Raw genomic sequence first — 14,887 nt, 5'->3', positions numbered from 1 at the left:
GCCCCTGAGAATTCTTCTACGACCGACTGTAGTATCTACTACGCTTCGTAGTAAGTCTGTAGATCTGGGGGTCACAGGTGGACGCGTTAGACGTCGCCCGTTGGCAGTTCGGTGTCACCACCGTCTACCACTTCCTGTTCGTGCCACTAACCATCGGCCTGTCCGTCCTGGTCGCCATCCTGCAAACGCTGTGGCACCGAACCGGCGACGAGAAATACCTCAAACTCACCAAGTTCTACGGCAAGCTCTTCCTGATCAACTTTGCGATGGGTGTGGTCACCGGCATCGTGCAGGAATTCCAGTTCGGCATGAACTGGAGCGACTACTCCCGCTTCGTCGGCGATATCTTCGGCGCCCCCCTGGCCATCGAAGCCCTGGTCGCCTTCTTCCTCGAATCCACCTTCATCGGCCTCTGGATCTTCGGCTGGGACCGGCTCCCCAAACGTTTGCACCTGGCCACCATCTGGGCCGCCGCCATCGGCACCAACCTGTCGGCCTACTTCATCCTCGCCGCGAACTCGTTCATGCAAAACCCCGTCGGCTACCAGATCAACCCCGACACCGGCCGCGCCGAACTGACCGACTTCGTCGCCGTCCTGACCAACAAGGTAGCCCTGATCACCTTCCCGCACACCATCGCCGGCGCCTTCCTCGTAGCCGGCTCCCTCCTCGTCGCCGTCGCCCTGTGGCACCTGATCCGCAGGCCGGACTCCACGGACACCCCGGCCTACCGGTTCGCCGCCAAGTTCGGATCCTGGGTCACCCTGATCTCCGCCACCGCCGTCATGATCACCGGCGACATCCAAGGCAAGATCATGACCCAGGTGCAGCCCATGAAGATGGCCGCCGCCGAAGGCCTCTACGACACCGAGAGCCCCGCCTCCTTCTCCGTACTCACCGTCGGCAGCCTCGACGGCAGCCGCGAACTCTTCGCCCTGAAGATCCCCTACCTGCTGTCCTACCTGGGCACCGGTGACCCCAACGGCACCGTCAGCGGTATCAACGACCTCCAAGCCCAATACGCCGCCCAGTACGGCGCCGGCAGCTACACCCCGATCATCCCGATCACCTACTGGAGCTTCCGCCTCATGATCGGCTTCGGGCTGGCCGCCGCCGCGATCGCCCTGCTGGTGCTCTGGAGCCAACGCAAGGGCCGCACCCCCACCAGCCGCTGGCTACTCCGCGCCGGCCTGGTCATGCCCCTGCTACCACTCGCCGCGAACTCCTTCGGCTGGATCTTCACCGAGATGGGCCGCCAGCCCTGGATCGTCTTCGGCGAGATGCTCACCCGCGACGGCGTCTCCCGCAGCGTGTCGCTGGCCGAAGTCCTCACCTCGTTCACCGCCTTCACCCTCATCTACGCCGCCCTCGCCGTCATCGAATGCAAACTCCTCATCCGCTACGCCAAGGCCGGCGTACCCGACCTGACCCCCGACCCCGACCCTGACGACACCGACGACGCCGAGCGCCCGCTCGCCTTCGCCTACTGATCTGCGGAGCCCCCACATGGAACTCACCACCATCTGGTTTCTCCTCGTCGCCGTGCTGTTCACCGGCTACTTCATCCTCGAGGGCTTCGACTTCGGCGTCGGCATGCTCCTACCGGTCCTTGGCCGCGACGACCGCGAGCGCCGCGTCCTGATCAACACCATCGGCCCGGTCTGGGACGGCAACGAGGTCTGGCTAATCACCGCCGGCGGCGCCATGTTCGCTGCCTTCCCCGAGTGGTACGCCACCCTCTTCTCCGGCTTCTACCTACCACTACTGCTCATCCTGCTCGCCCTGATCGCCCGCGGCGTCGCCTTCGAATACCGCCACAAGCGCCCCGAAGCGTCCTGGAAACGCCGCTGGGACCACGCCATCTTCTTCGGATCCCTACTCCCCGCAATCCTCTGGGGAGTCGCGTTCGCCAACATCCTGCGCGGCGTACCCCTCACCGCCGACCACGAATACGCCGGCGGGTTCTTCAACCTCCTCAACCCCTACGCGCTCCTCGGCGGCCTCACCACCGCCGCCCTGTTCCTTACCCACGGCGCCGTGTTCATCGCCCTCAAAACCGTCGGCGACATCCGGGACCGGGCCGCCGCCCTCGCCGTCCGCGTCGGCGTCGGCACTGCCCTACTCGCCGTTGCGTTCCTCACCTGGAGCCTGACCATCCGCGCCAACACGGCCGCCATCGCCCTCGCCGTCGCCGCCGCCGTGGCCCTGCTCGGTGGCCTCGCCGCCGCCTACGCCCGGCGGGAAGGATGGGCCTTCATCGGCACCGCCGCCGCGATCGGCCTGGCCGTGGCGACCCTGTTCACCGCCCTGTTCCCGAACGTGCTGCCATCCACCCTGGACGCCGCCGGCACCCTCACCGCCACCAACGCCGCCTCCACCCCCTACACCCTGAAAATCATGACCTGGGTGGCGGTGATCTTCACCCCGATCGTGCTGGCCTACCAGGGCTGGACCTACTGGGTCTTCCGCAAGCGCATCGGCGTGGCCCACATCCCGCAACACTGACCCCACGCCCTTCCACAACGACGGTCGCCCGCCTCCCGGGTTTTGGGAGGTGGGCGACCGTCGTTGTGGCGCTCAGCCCGCCTCCCGAAGCTCCGCCAGCCGCGCCTCCACCTCCGCCAACTCCGAACGCAGCTTCTCCGCCTGCTGCTCCGCCTCGGCCCGTTCGGCGGCGAGGATCTGCTCCACCGCCTCCTGCACCCCCGACACATCCACTAGCCCGACCATCCGCAGCGCCTCCGCCGGCTTCACCACATACGGCCTGGCGAGCACCTTCGCCCCCTGCTGCGCCGCCACCGTCCACTCACCCTCGGCATACGCCAACGTCACCGTCAGCCCCGCCGGCCCCTTCGCCTTCGCCGCCTTCGCCGGCTTCACCGCCCGCCGCGCCGGCTTCACCGACTCCGCCGGCCGCGCCGAGGCGTCCTCCCCGACCGTCCGTGTCACCGCCGGCGGCGGCGTGTCCAACACAAACTCCGGCTCCGGCGCCACCGCAGGCTCCGCCGCCACCGGCTCCCCAGCCGGCCGCTCCGCCGACGGCGCCTTCCGCCCCGCCCCCCGCGGCGCCACCGCCACATCAACGGGGGAGAAGGGCAACTCGTCCCGCCCGAACCGCACCACCACGAACTCGTCAGAAACCGCCGGGTCGGTCACCGCCACGACCTGACCGACCTGCCCCGCCATCTGCCCGGCCGACGCGGTGAACACCACCTTCGGCTTCCGGCCCACGGCAACCGCCTCCCGGATACCCGCCACCTCCTCGGTGGACAAACCCTGCCCCGACATCACACCCCTCTTCCGTACACCTGTCCGACAGCAGTACTTGATACCAGCCGCCGCCCCACCAAGGTGCGCCACCCCATCACACCCCCGGGGTAGCCTCGCCCCACGCCCGCCCACACCAGGAGAGGCCCCCGTGAAACCCGTCACCGTCATCACCGGTGGTAGCCGCGGAATCGGCGCCGCCACCGCCCGCCGCCTCGCCCGCGCCGGCCACCACATCGCCTTCTCCTACCGACGCGACCACACCGCCGCCAACGCCGTCCTCGCCGAGCTACGCGCCACCGGAACCACCGCCATCGCCGTCCCCGCCGACACCCGCGACCCCGACCAACTCGCCACCCTGTTCACCGCCGCCGCCGACCTCGGCGACCTCACCGGCCTGGTCAACAACGCCGGCGTCACCAGCCCCATCGGCCCCTTCGTCGACCTCGACCCCACCGACCTACGCCACGTCGTCGACGTCAACCTCATCGGCTACATCCTCGCTGCCCAGCAGGCCGCCCGCCGGATGCCCGCCGGTGGCGCCATCGTCAACATCTCCTCCGCCGCCGCCACCCTCGGCTCACCCGGCGAATACGTCCACTACGCCGCCGTCAAAGCCGGCACCGACACCCTCACCCTTGGCCTGGCCAAAGAACTCGCCCCCCGCGGCATCCGCGTCAACGCCGTCGCCCCCGGTATCATCCGCACCGACATCCACATCCAATCCGGCCAGCCCGACCGAGCCGACCAGGCCGCCGCCCGCATCCCACTCGGACGCGCCGGTGAACCCGACGAGGTCGCCGCCGCCATCGCCTGGCTCCTCGGACCCGACGCCAGCTACACCACCGGCACCATCCTCCGCGTCGCCGGCGGCCTCTGACCCGCCACCAACCGGACCGTCAGCAACCAGCACCCAGACCCAGCCAGCACACACACCCGACCCAGGAGACCCGATGAGCACGGCCACCAGCCCGGTACACCAGCCAGCCGGGCCACACGTCGCCGACAGCCACGACCTGATCCGCGTACACGGCGCCCGCGAGAACAACCTCAAAGACATCAGCGTCGACATCCCCAAACGCCGGCTCACGGTCTTCACCGGCGTCTCCGGCTCCGGCAAGAGCTCCCTGGTCTTCGCCACCATCGCCGCCGAGTCCCAGCGGATGATCAACGAAACCTACAGCGCCTTCGTGCAGGGATTCATGCCATCGCTGTCCCGACCCGAGGTCGACCTCCTCGAAGGCCTGACCACCACCATCATCGTCGACCAGGAACGCATGGGCGCCAACCCACGCTCCACCGTCGGCACCGCCACCGACGCCAACGCCATGCTGCGCATCCTGTTCAGCCGGCTCGGCCAACCGCACCTCGGCCCGCCCAACGCGTACTCCTTCAACGTGCCCTCGGTGACCGCCAGCGGCGCGGTCACCCTCGAGCGCGGCGCGGCCCGCACAAAGACCGAAAAGGTCGCCTTCACCCGCGTCGGCGGCATGTGCCCCCGCTGCGAAGGCAGGGGTGCGGTCACCGACTTCAACCTGGCCGCCCTCTACGACGACACCCGCACCCTCAACGAAGGCGCGCTGACCATCCCCGGCTACAGCATGGAAGGCTGGTACGGCCGCATCCTGCGCGCCTGCGGCTTCTTCGACCCCGACAAGCCCATCGGCAAGTACACCCAGCAGGAGCTACACGACCTCCTCCACCGGGAACCCACCAAAATCAAGATCGACGGCATCAACCTGACCTACACCGGCCTGATCCCGAGCATCCAGAAATCCATGCTCGCCAAGGACGTGGACTCGCTCCAACCACACCTACGCGCCTTCGTACAACGCGCCGTCACCTTCACCACCTGCCCCGAGTGCGATGGCACCCGACTGGGCATCGAAGCCCGCTCCTCCAAGATCAACGGCAGGAGCATCGCCGACCTGTGCCACATGCAGATCAGCGACCTGGCCAGCTGGGTACGAGAGCTCGACGAACCGACCGTGGCCCCACTCCTGACCGGAATACGCCACCTCCTCGACTCCTTCACCGAGATCGGCCTCGGCTACCTCTCCCTCGACCGACCCACCGGAACCCTGTCCGGGGGAGAGACCCAACGCACCAAGATGATCCGCCACCTCGGCTCCGCACTCACCGACGTCACCTACGTCTTCGACGAACCCACCATCGGCCTGCACCCGCACGACATCCGCCGCATGAACGACCTGCTCCTACGCCTACGAGACAAGGGCAACACCGTCCTCGTCGTCGAACACAAACCAGAAACCATCGCCATCGCCGACCACATCGTCGATCTCGGACCCGGCGCCGGCGCCACCGGCGGCACCGTCTGCTTTGAAGGCACCCTGGACGGCCTACGCCACAGCGCCACCATCACCGGCCGACACCTGGACGACCGTGCCGCCCTCAAACCATCGGTACGCACACCCACCGACACCCTGCCAATCCGGGGCGCGATCACGCACAACCTCCGCAACCTCGACGTTGACCTCCCACTCGGCGTGCTCTGCGTCCTCACCGGAGTCGCCGGCTCCGGCAAGAGCTCCCTGATCCACGGATCCGTCGCCGGCCGTGACGGCGTCATCATGATCGATCAGAGCGCCATCCGCGGCTCCCGACGCAGCAACCCCGCCACCTACACCGGCCTACTCGACCCGATCCGGAAGGCCTTCGCCAAGGCCAACGGCGTCAAACCGGCCCTGTTCAGCGCCAACTCCGAGGGCGCCTGCCCCAGCTGCAACGGTGCCGGCAGCATCTACACCGAACTGGGCGTCATGGCCTCCGTCGAGTCCACCTGCGAGGAGTGCCAGGGCAAACGCTTCCAGACCTCCGTACTGGCGTACTCACTCGGCGGCCGAAACATCGCCGAAGTGCTCGCGATGCCGGTCACCGAGGCCCGAGAGTTCTTCGGCGCGGGCGAGGCGCGCACTCCGGCCGCCCACCGAATACTCGATCGACTCGCCGATGTCGGGCTGGGCTATCTCAGCCTCGGCCAACCACTCACCACCCTCTCCGGTGGCGAACGACAGCGACTGAAGCTCGCCACCCAGATGGGCGACAAGGGCGATATCTACATCCTGGACGAGCCGACCTCCGGTCTGCACCTCGCCGACGTCGAACAACTCCTCGGCCTACTCGACCGGCTGGTTGACGCCGGCCGGTCGGTCATCGTCATCGAGCACCACCAGGCGGTGATGGCCCACGCCGACTGGATCATCGACCTCGGACCCGGAGCCGGCCACGACGGCGGCCAGATCGTCTTCAACGGTACGCCGGCCGACCTGGTCACCAGCCGGAGCACCCGCACCGGCGAGCATCTCGCCGCCTACGTCAGCCCCTGAGCACCCGCCGGCGCTCGGGCGTCAGTTCGTCAGGTGCTGATGGGGACGCCGCACCGGCCAACTGGTAGCCGTCGTGTGGCGGCACGAGGAATTCGAGTTGGTCATTTTGGGGGAGTAGGCGATCATGGCGCGGTGAGTAAGTACGTTGTCGACCTGGCGGTGGGGGGGTCTACCGCGACTGCCCCTGGTTCTTGTCGATCGGGGTGGCGTCGTCGTGCCCGCACTGGAGACATCCCTGAACTCGATCCCAGGGATGTCTCCGTTGGCCCTGGTGACCTCAGTGTTTGAGACGCTCAGCGGCTGGTGTGGGAGTGCTTGCCGGCGCGGGTGACCGTAGGGTCGTGCCCATGCTCGAGTCACAGCGCGAACCCGTGCCGTTCAACGACGACAACGAGACGGATACGGCACTGGCGTTTCTGTCCTTCAGCCGGTCCTGCGTCCTGAAAAAGCTGGAAGGGCTGGACGAGGAGAAGTTGCGACGCCGCCTGGTGGCGTCCGATACGACAATGCTCGGGCTGGTCCAGCACCTGACCGGCGCCGAGCGGTACTGGTTCGGATACACAGTGGCCGGTGACCCCCAGTACGCCGACGCCAACATGGACATGGTGGTCGCTGAGGATCAGCCTGCCGAACAGGTCATTGCCGACTACCGCGCCGCGATGGCCGACAGCGACGTGCACATCCGCGCGGCTGGTGACCTCGACGTCCGTACGGCCCAGTCCGTGAACGAGGAGCCCCGTACGCTTCGCTGGGTACTGGCTCACATGACCAGCGAAACCACCCGGCACGCCGGACACGCCGACATCCTTCGCGAACTCATTGACGGCGTCACCGGCCGTTGATCGTGTGACGGTTACCAGCTGCCACAACCACTGGTCAGCCGGAACAACTAGCCCCGAGGCGCACCCCGCCTTCGGCAGGATCGCGAAGGCCTTAGCGCCGGGACTGATGATGGCTGCGGCCGACCATCAGTGGAGCGTCTTGGTCCCACGGCCGGAATGTCGTACCGTCCGGATCTGCCGCTGACGGCCGGGCCAACGTGCTGACACCGCAGTATCACGGCTGATCGCTCGTGGGCTCGTGATGAGGCTTCTCGGCTACTTCGTTCGACCCATCCGCCAAGATTCGATAATGTACATTATGTCAAGTGAGTGGGTTTGACAGCTTCCCCCTCCGACGAGCGTGGGGCCCCTTCGCCAGGTACACCCCCTGGTCAGGCTCACCCCTCGGCGGGGGCCGCAGGCGGTTGCTCGGCCCCCGCCGGGGGCGTTACACCCCGCCGGACAGTATCGCGATGGTGAGGGTGGGGCGGTGCCGCCATCATCCGGGCAGCCGCCGAGGGCTACTCTCGCGCAACACCGCCGCAGTTGGTGCGGCCCGTCGCCCTTCCATCACTCGTTCGGCCCCATCGCCTTGCTGGCGAGTCAGCACCGGGGCGGGCTGTCGCACTCCCCAGCTCCCCCTCCGTCGGGGTACATGTCCTCGGTGTACCTCCTGTCCAAAACATGAGTTTCATGCATAATGTTCCTTATGCAGGATAGATCGGGTGAACCGGTAGTACGGCTGATCGAGGAGTTCCTGACTGATCGCGCCACCCGCAAACCTTCCCCGCACACGGTGGCGGCGTACCGGCGGGACCTGCGCACCGTGGCGAGCATCGCCGCCGAGGCGCTCGCTCCTCCCCTCCCCCTGGATGCCCTGCCGTTGGCGGCGCTCCACTCCCGCACGCTGCGGTCGGCGTTTGCCCACTTTGCCGCTGCCCGCTCCGCCGCGTCGGTGCATCGCGCCTGGTCCACCTGGAACAGCTTCTTCGTGTTCCTGGTGGCGGACGGGATCGTGGCCGGTAACCCGATGCCGGCGGTCGGGCGTCCGAAGGCGCCCCTACCCCGGCCCAAGCCACTGCGTGGAGCGGACACCCCGGAGCAGCTGTTGACCGCCGTGGCCCGGGTTGACGGCCGGCAGCGGGACCCCTGGCCGCAGCGGGACCTGGCGGTGCTGGCGCTGGCGTTGTGCGGCGGGTTGCGGCTGGCCGAGATGTTGGCGCTTCGGGTGGCGTCCCTTGCCGGGCGGGTCGGTGAGCGCCGGCTTGATGTGGCCGGTAAGGGTGGGCGACCGCGGGTGGTGCCGGTGGAGCCGGAGTTGGACCAGGTGTTGACGGATTACCTGGACAGTTGTCGCCTTCGATTTGGCACCCGCAGTGTGGGTCCCGATGCGCCGTTGCTGATGGATCGGCGGGGTGGGCCGCTGCGCCGGGGTGGGTTGCAGTATCTGGTGGACTCCTGCTTTCGGCGGGCCGGGATTGGTGACCGGGTGCCGCCGGGGGCGCGGCTGCACGCGTTGCGGCACACGTTCGCCACGCGGCTGGCGGAGGATGGTGCGAGCGCGGCGGAGATCATGCGGCTGCTGGGGCATGTGTCGCTGGCGTCTTCGCAGGCATACATTGAGGTGACGGCGGGTCAACAGCGGGCGGCGGTGCGCGCGAATCGCACCCATCGGGTGCTGGCGGAGTTGTTGTCGACGTGAGGCAGCGGCTGGCCCGGGTGCTGCTGGGCCAGCCGCTGCCTCAGGTCAGGCGGGTTCGCGGTCTTGCTCGCTGAGGGCGAGGAAAGCCATCGCCGCGAGTGTCGCTCCGACGGCTTGGGCGAGGAGGTGGATCCAGATTGCCGACCAGGCGAAGAGGCCGATGGCGGCGCCGCCGAAGGCGACTGCCGGGTTGAATGCCGCACCGGAGATTCCACCGACCGTGACCACTCCGACCAGGACGGTGCTCCCGATTGCCAGGCCGTAGAAGGAATTGTCCGGGTGGCTGCGGCTGGTGGCGACGTTGAGCACCACGTAGGCGAGGGCGAAGGTGAAGAGGGCTTCTACCGCCAGCGCCATCCAGATCTCGCGCCCTGTCGGTGACAGCGCTGTCGGCTTTGCGTTGTCGAGGATGAGTTGGCTGGTCACCGCGCCGGCCAGGCCGCCGAGGAGTTGGGCCAGGATGTATCCTCCGGCGTCGGCTCCGTTGATGCGGCCGCGGATGAGAACGGCCAGTGTGACGGCGGGGTTGAAGTGGGCCCCGGATATGTGTCCTCCGGCGTAGACCATGACCATGAGGATTCCGCCTATTGCCACTGGCGCCAGGGCGTTCATCGTGGTGACGGCCAGGCCGATTGTCAGGAGCAGGAAGTATGTTCCGATGAGTTCGGTCGCGTACCGACGCATTGCCGCCTCCCTTGTTGATCCCTCTCGCTGACACTACGCGCATTGATTAATGCAAATCTTACGAAGTAGTGACATAATGGAGAGCTATCGGTGGGCGTCGTGCCGGAGCGTTGGCGGACGGTTGCGCGACCCCGATGGGTTCAGGTTTCGGGGTGCAGCATGAGCAGGACCGCCCGGTTGTGCCGCTCGTGGCCCTGGTACTGGTGCGGGTGGTTGGCGTCGAAGCGGATGGAGTCGTGTTCGGCCAGGGTGGCGGGGGCGTCGGTGGGGCCGGTGGTGACGCTTCCGTGGGTGAGGATGATGCACTCCTGCACGCCGGGCAGGTGGGCGGGCGAGTGCTGAACACTCTGGGCCACGTCGATGTCGTAGACCTCCACGGTGCCGCGCAGGTGGATGCGGTGGAGTAGGCGGGCGGTGACCGCGTCCCCGCTGACGCGTGGTTGTGGATCGTCGACGCGCACGACGTCGGTCTTGGGGGTGGGCGTCTCGAGTAGTTCGCCGAGCGACACCCTCAGCGCCGCGGCCAGGGCCCACAGGGTGCTCAGGGTTGGGTTGCCGTGCCCCTGCTCGATGCTGTGCAGGGTGGTCTTGCTGAGGTCGCCGGCCGTGGCCAGGTCGGCCAGGGACATGCCTGCGGTGTTTCGCAGTCGGTGCACATTCGCGCCGACCGTACGCGCCAAATCCATGCGTACCAGTTTAGTGTTACGTTCGTTCCAGGGAAGCGAACAGAGCGGGACGTTGAGGAGGGTCACATGACCGTCAGCCGCCTACGCGACATTCCGGGCATCGGCGTTGATCTGGTCGGCGACGCCGCGGACGCGGTAGCCGACCCGGACTTTCTGCGCCTGGAGAATCTGGACACCGATCTGAGACCACCGGCCGTGGCGGTGGCCGCGACCCGGACCGCGATCGACGACGACGCGGCCAACAGCTATCTCCCCTTCCAGGGGCAGCGTTCCCTTCGCGCGGCCGCCGCGGCTCACGTGTCGCGCATCGCTGGCCGGCGATACGACCCCGACACCGAGTGCGTCAGCGTCGCTGGTGGACTGAACGGCATCCTGAACACGCTGCTGGCGACCGTGGAGCCGGGTCAGGAGGTGGTGTTGGTTGACCCCATCTACGCCGGCCTGGTCAATCGGGTCCGGCTTGCCGGTGGGGTGCCGCGCTTCGTGCCCGCCAAGCCCACGCCGGCCGGCTGGGTGGTGGATCCGGAACGCCTCGCCGGCGCGGTGGGAGCCAACACCGCCGCCGTGCTGATGATGGGCCCGGCCATGCCCTCCGGGCTGGTCCTGGACGCGGAACACTGGTCCGCGTTGTCTGCTGCCTGTGCGCGGCACGATGCCTGGCTGATCTATGACGCGGCGATGGAGCGGATCCGCTTCGACGGCCTTCGCCCCAGCCATCCAGCTGCTCATGACGGCCTCGCTGGGCGCACCATCACCGTCGGTTCGGCGTCGAAGGAACTGCGGCTGATCGGCTGGCGGGTCGGGTGGGTCGTGGCCCCGGCCCCGATTCTCGCCGACATCAAGCTCGTCGGCATGGCCAATGTGGTCTGCCAGGTGGGGCTGGCGCAGGGGGCGGTGGCGGCCGCGCTCGACGCACCCGACGCCGAGGCCGACGTCACCGCCGCTACCCAACAGTGGCAGCGGCGCTGCGACACGGTCCTGCTGCAGCTTTCGGACTATCCGGTCGTTCGGCCACATGGTGGTTGGTCGTTGCTCGTGGATACCCGGCCCCTGGGGCTGACACCTGCCGCACTGGCGGGGCTTTTGTTCGACCGGGCGAAGGTGGCGGCCACGGCGATGGATGGCTGGGGCCCCAGCGGGGCGCACTATCTGCGGATCGTGTTCGCCAACGAACCGGTCGACCGGCTTTCCAGCCTGGCTGACCGCTTCCGTCAGGCCATCGGATAGTCCGCGTTCGGTCACCTCGGCCAGCTGCTGGGTGTAGAAGGAGTAGGGGACGGCTAGGTTGGGGGTCGCGGAGCGGGGGTCATCGTGCGGTACGGAACGGCCCGCCCACGCCGACCCCGAGGGGATCTGGTGCAGCGGAACCTCGCGGCCACCGGCTACTGCTTCCCGCCGGCTACCCGTCCGGAGGTGTGGCGGGACCACATTGCGCCGGTGGCGGCGGTTGAGCCCCTCAACGAACGGCGCATCGCCGAGCTGCTCAAGGTTGAGCCCGGTACCCGGGTGATGCGCCGGTTCGGGGTCACCGGCCCCGAGACGGAGCCGCCCTTCCAGGTCACGACCTCCTGGATCCACCCGCGGGCAGCGCACGGGCCTGGGTGGGACTCCCCTGCCGCCGGGCCGGATGGTTGGCAACACCGGCTGGAGGCCGGCGGTCACTGGCCGATCACCTGGATGGAGATCCACCGCGCGCGGATGCCCAGTACGCGGGAGGCTGCCCTGTTGGAGATCGGGGTGGGCCTCCCGGTGCTGGAGATCATTCGGGTGGGTGTTTCTGGCGACGACGGTGAGCCGGTCGAGGTGACCGAGTGCGTGGTCGCCAGTGACCGGGTGGAGACCATCCACCTCCTGCATCGTGGTGATTCGGCGCGGGAGCCGTGGCCTGAATTGATCAATACGCGCCCGGAGGATGGCCCGCAACGGTGAGCCTGCGCATCGACGTTGCCGGGAGCTGTCACGTGGGGCTCGGTCGCCGGCGCAACGAGGACGCCATTCACGTGGGGCGGTGTCTGTTCGCGGTCGCCGATGGTCTCGGCAACCATGGTGCCGGCGATGTCGCCAGCACCACCGTGATCGAGGCAGTGCGGCGATATGACCGGGACATCGACCCGGTGGCGCTGCCGGTGGCGCTGGGAGAGGCGGTGCACGCGGCGAACAGTGCGTTGCGGCACCGGGTTGCCGCCGCACCGAGCCTTGCGGGCATGGGGACCACCCTGGTCGCCCTGCTCAGTGCCGGTCCGGTGGCCGCCCTGGCCAATGTCGGTGACTCTCGGGCCTATCTCCTGCCGGCGACGGGCCCGCAGCGGGATCGGACCATCCAGGTCACCGAGGATCACCTGTACCGGAACCTGGTCGCTGGCGCCGCCGGCGTGCCCCACCTGTCCGACAAGCTGACGCGCTTCCTGGATGGCCATCCTGACGGCCGGTCCCCCGACATCACCGTGTTGGCGCTGGCTTCCGGGGATCGGATCCTGCTCTGTTCGGACGGGCTCAGCTCCTACGTGTCACCTGAGCACCTGCACACGACCCTGGCGGCCGCAACAACTCCGGAGCAGGCGGTGGAGCGGTTGACTGCTTCCGCGCTCACGCACGGTGGCCCCGACGTGTCGGCGGTCGTCCTGCACGTCCGGGACGACCGCTAGCCGCGCCGGGGCAGGTGCGGAAGGTCGCTATCGAACGCTTCCGGGTTCTGGCACGGCGTGCTCGGCGGCCCGGCTGACCTGTTCCCAACTGGCCCAGGTGTCCATCCGGCGACGGGAGAGGTCAAAGGCCAGATCGTAGACCGCGCTGCCGAGCAGCAGCCGCAGCGGTGGTTCGTCGCTGTCGACGAGCGTGAGCAGGGCTTCGGCGGCCAGGCGGGGGTCGCTGTCGACCGACCCGTGCGCCCACTGCGCCTGCACCTGGGCGCGGAGCGGATCGTAGGCATCCACCTCCGTGGTGGTGGTCATGTCCTGGTAGAGGTTGGTCCAGTAGCCGCCGGGCTGCACGATGCTGACCTTGATATTGAAGGCGGCCGCCTCCAGTGCAAGGGCTTCACTCATGCCTTCGAGCGCGAATTTGCTCGCGCTGTACAGACCGGTGCTGGGGAAGCCGCCAAGGGCGGCGATGCTGGAGATCTGCACGATGTGGCCGGCCCGTTGGGTGCGTAGCTGTGGCAGGACGGCCTGGGAGACCCAGAGCGCGCCGAAGAGGTTCACGTCGAACTGGGCCCGGGCCTGTTCCTCGGTGAATTCCTCGATCATGCCCAGGGACAGGGTGCCGGCGTTGTTGACGACGATGTCGAGGCGCCCGAAGTGTTCGATCGCGGTGGCTACGGCGGCGAAGACCGCCGTCCGGTCGGTCAGGTCAAGCGGCAGCGCAAGCAGCCGTTCACTGTGCCGCTCATCGAAGTCTTCGGCGGCGATGGTCCGGGCGGCGGCGACCACCCGGTCCCCTCGTTCGAGCGCGGCCGTGGTGAAGGCACGGCCCAGGCCGCGGCTGGCGCCGGTGATGAACCAGGTGCGGGCCGCGGTGTCGGATGGGTCGTGCATGGGCTTCTCCTGCCTCCAACGGGTGACGTACAAGACGAGACGCACCGTCTCGAATGGCAAGCTTACGTGCGGTGACCCCCTTCCACAAGACGATACGATCCGTCTCGCTAGCTATGATGGCGGGATGGCACCCAACCCCAGCCGTCGGCGGGAGAGCTCCCGGCGGGCCATTCTCACGGCCGCGTTCGACCTGCTGCAGGAGGTCGGTTACGCCAAACTCACCATCGAGGGCATCGCCGAGCGCGCCGGAGTAGGAAAGCAGACCATCTATCGCTGGTGGCCCTCCAAGGGCGTCGTCATCTTCGACGCATTCCTCCTGCGCAACGAGGGTAGTGCGGGTGAGCCGGTGCTCCTTCCTGACACCGGCGACCTGTACGCAGATCTGACCGCGGTCCTGCGCGCCACTGTCACGGAGCTCAACGATCCGCGCTACGACCAGCCACTGCGCGCGCTGGCCACCGAGATCACGCACGATCCCCAACTGGCCGCCGCCTACGCCGAACGCCTGGACAAGCCGATGCGGCACGCCAAACGAACTCGGCTGCGCAGCGCCCAGCAGGCCGGCCAGCTCGCCGCGGATCTCGATCTCGACGTGGCGGTGGATCTCATCTGGGGGCCGGTGCTCAACCGCTGGCTACAACGAAGCGGCCCCCTCACCATCGAGTACGCCGACAGTGTCGTCACCACCGCCCTCAACGGCCTTCACCCCCGCCCCTGAAACGACCGGGATTGGGTGGACGGTCGGCGGTTGGGCAGTCTGGGGCTGCCACCAGTCCATTATCTCATGGACATCAATTTCAACTACAGTGGGTAGTGGCTTTTGGCTGTCCTGGTAACCGCTACGGTG

General features: G+C 67.9%; 14 protein-coding genes. 10 read left to right on the top strand and 4 right to left on the bottom strand.

Annotated elements, in window-relative coordinates:
• Window positions 1-77: 77 nt before the first annotated feature.
• Both AC1UKG_RS15510 and cydB read left to right on the top strand, forming a co-directional pair.
• On the top strand, window positions 78-1,490 hold the full coding sequence (locus AC1UKG_RS15510; RefSeq protein ID WP_029124271.1) for a cytochrome ubiquinol oxidase subunit I: 1,413 nt from the start codon (window positions 78-80) through the stop codon (window positions 1,488-1,490).
• A 16-nt stretch (window positions 1,491-1,506) separates the two neighbouring features.
• Window positions 1,507-2,505 carry a cytochrome d ubiquinol oxidase subunit II gene (cydB, locus tag AC1UKG_RS15505; RefSeq protein ID WP_482642569.1) on the top strand — a complete coding sequence of 333 codons (999 nt, stop codon included), beginning with the start codon at window positions 1,507-1,509 and terminating at the stop codon, window positions 2,503-2,505.
• A gap of 72 nt (window positions 2,506-2,577) precedes the next feature.
• On the opposite strand, the gene AC1UKG_RS15500 is transcribed toward cydB, so the two are convergent.
• Window positions 2,578-3,288 (bottom strand): hypothetical protein, encoded by a 711-nt coding sequence (locus AC1UKG_RS15500; RefSeq protein ID WP_482642568.1) that lies wholly within the window; start codon window positions 3,286-3,288, stop codon window positions 2,578-2,580.
• Window positions 3,289-3,418: 130 nt separating this feature from the next.
• On the opposite strand from AC1UKG_RS15500, the gene AC1UKG_RS15495 reads away from it, so the two are divergent.
• From AC1UKG_RS15495 to AC1UKG_RS15480, 4 genes are all read left to right on the top strand, one after another.
• Window positions 3,419-4,147, top strand: a complete 729-nt coding sequence (locus AC1UKG_RS15495; protein WP_482642567.1) for an SDR family oxidoreductase — start codon at window positions 3,419-3,421, stop codon at window positions 4,145-4,147.
• A 73-nt stretch (window positions 4,148-4,220) separates the two neighbouring features.
• Entirely contained in the window at window positions 4,221-6,614 is a 2,394-nt protein-coding gene (locus tag AC1UKG_RS15490; RefSeq protein ID WP_482642566.1) for an ATP-binding cassette domain-containing protein, read from the top strand.
• Between the two features lie 347 nt (window positions 6,615-6,961).
• Window positions 6,962-7,456, top strand: a complete 495-nt coding sequence (locus AC1UKG_RS15485; RefSeq protein ID WP_475888924.1) for a mycothiol transferase — start codon at window positions 6,962-6,964, stop codon at window positions 7,454-7,456.
• Window positions 7,457-8,144: 688 nt separating this feature from the next.
• The gene (locus AC1UKG_RS15480) at window positions 8,145-9,137 is read left to right on the top strand and encodes a tyrosine-type recombinase/integrase (RefSeq protein WP_018745941.1); all 993 of its coding nucleotides are present in this window, start codon (window positions 8,145-8,147) and stop codon (window positions 9,135-9,137) included.
• Between the two features lie 45 nt (window positions 9,138-9,182).
• Here the strand turns inward: AC1UKG_RS15480 and AC1UKG_RS15475 are convergent, their stop codons facing one another.
• Both AC1UKG_RS15475 and AC1UKG_RS15470 read right to left on the bottom strand, forming a co-directional pair.
• On the bottom strand, window positions 9,183-9,821 hold the full coding sequence (locus AC1UKG_RS15475) for an MIP/aquaporin family protein (RefSeq protein WP_482642565.1): 639 nt from the start codon (window positions 9,819-9,821) through the stop codon (window positions 9,183-9,185).
• Window positions 9,822-9,961: 140 nt separating this feature from the next.
• Window positions 9,962-10,507: an XRE family transcriptional regulator gene (locus AC1UKG_RS15470; RefSeq protein WP_196234096.1), complete on the bottom strand. Its 546-nt coding sequence runs from the start codon at window positions 10,505-10,507 to the stop codon at window positions 9,962-9,964.
• A 66-nt stretch (window positions 10,508-10,573) separates the two neighbouring features.
• On the opposite strand from AC1UKG_RS15470, the gene AC1UKG_RS15465 reads away from it, so the two are divergent.
• The 3 genes from AC1UKG_RS15465 to AC1UKG_RS15455 all read left to right on the top strand — a co-directional run bounded on the left by AC1UKG_RS15465 (window position 10,574) and on the right by AC1UKG_RS15455 (window position 13,152).
• Window positions 10,574-11,734, top strand: coding sequence for a pyridoxal phosphate-dependent aminotransferase (locus tag AC1UKG_RS15465; protein ID WP_018745944.1), 1,161 nt, complete (start codon window positions 10,574-10,576; stop codon window positions 11,732-11,734).
• A gap of 129 nt (window positions 11,735-11,863) precedes the next feature.
• Window positions 11,864-12,436, top strand: coding sequence for a UTRA domain-containing protein (locus AC1UKG_RS15460; RefSeq protein ID WP_018745945.1), 573 nt, complete (start codon window positions 11,864-11,866; stop codon window positions 12,434-12,436).
• Window positions 12,433-13,152, top strand: coding sequence for a protein phosphatase 2C domain-containing protein (locus AC1UKG_RS15455; RefSeq protein WP_018815372.1), 720 nt, complete (start codon window positions 12,433-12,435; stop codon window positions 13,150-13,152). The genes AC1UKG_RS15460 and AC1UKG_RS15455 overlap by 4 nt, the downstream gene beginning before the upstream one ends.
• 27 nt (window positions 13,153-13,179) lie before the next feature.
• On the opposite strand, the gene AC1UKG_RS15450 is transcribed toward AC1UKG_RS15455, so the two are convergent.
• Window positions 13,180-14,040 carry an SDR family NAD(P)-dependent oxidoreductase gene (locus tag AC1UKG_RS15450; RefSeq protein WP_482642564.1) on the bottom strand — a complete coding sequence of 287 codons (861 nt, stop codon included), beginning with the start codon at window positions 14,038-14,040 and terminating at the stop codon, window positions 13,180-13,182.
• A gap of 124 nt (window positions 14,041-14,164) precedes the next feature.
• On the opposite strand from AC1UKG_RS15450, the gene AC1UKG_RS15445 reads away from it, so the two are divergent.
• On the top strand, window positions 14,165-14,758 hold the full coding sequence (locus AC1UKG_RS15445) for a TetR/AcrR family transcriptional regulator (protein ID WP_018815370.1): 594 nt from the start codon (window positions 14,165-14,167) through the stop codon (window positions 14,756-14,758).
• The last annotated feature ends 129 nt before the right edge of the window (window positions 14,759-14,887 follow it).

The sequence above is a fragment of the Salinispora sp. CH2A1_6 genome, from assembly GCF_056820975.1.
The sequence above is the reverse complement of the archived record's forward strand: the minus strand, read 5'-3'. Positions and strand labels throughout refer to the sequence as shown.

What these genes read in the sequence shown, in the direction of transcription:
- AC1UKG_RS15470 (WP_196234096.1), bottom strand. Translation starts at nt 10,507, where the DNA reads ATGGATTTGGCGCGTACGGTCGGCGCGAATGTGCACCGACTGCGAAAC.
- cydB (WP_482642569.1), top strand. Translation starts at nt 1,507, where the DNA reads ATGGAACTCACCACCATCTGGTTTCTCCTCGTCGCCGTGCTGTTCACC.
- AC1UKG_RS15480 (WP_018745941.1), top strand. Translation starts at nt 8,145, where the DNA reads ATGCAGGATAGATCGGGTGAACCGGTAGTACGGCTGATCGAGGAGTTC.
- AC1UKG_RS15445 (WP_018815370.1), top strand. Translation starts at nt 14,165, where the DNA reads ATGGCACCCAACCCCAGCCGTCGGCGGGAGAGCTCCCGGCGGGCCATT.
- AC1UKG_RS15485 (WP_475888924.1), top strand. Translation starts at nt 6,962, where the DNA reads ATGCTCGAGTCACAGCGCGAACCCGTGCCGTTCAACGACGACAACGAG.
- AC1UKG_RS15465 (WP_018745944.1), top strand. Translation starts at nt 10,574, where the DNA reads ATGACCGTCAGCCGCCTACGCGACATTCCGGGCATCGGCGTTGATCTG.
- AC1UKG_RS15500 (WP_482642568.1), bottom strand. Translation starts at nt 3,288, where the DNA reads ATGTCGGGGCAGGGTTTGTCCACCGAGGAGGTGGCGGGTATCCGGGAG.
- AC1UKG_RS15475 (WP_482642565.1), bottom strand. Translation starts at nt 9,821, where the DNA reads ATGCGTCGGTACGCGACCGAACTCATCGGAACATACTTCCTGCTCCTG.
- AC1UKG_RS15490 (WP_482642566.1), top strand. Translation starts at nt 4,221, where the DNA reads ATGAGCACGGCCACCAGCCCGGTACACCAGCCAGCCGGGCCACACGTC.
- AC1UKG_RS15450 (WP_482642564.1), bottom strand. Translation starts at nt 14,040, where the DNA reads ATGCACGACCCATCCGACACCGCGGCCCGCACCTGGTTCATCACCGGC.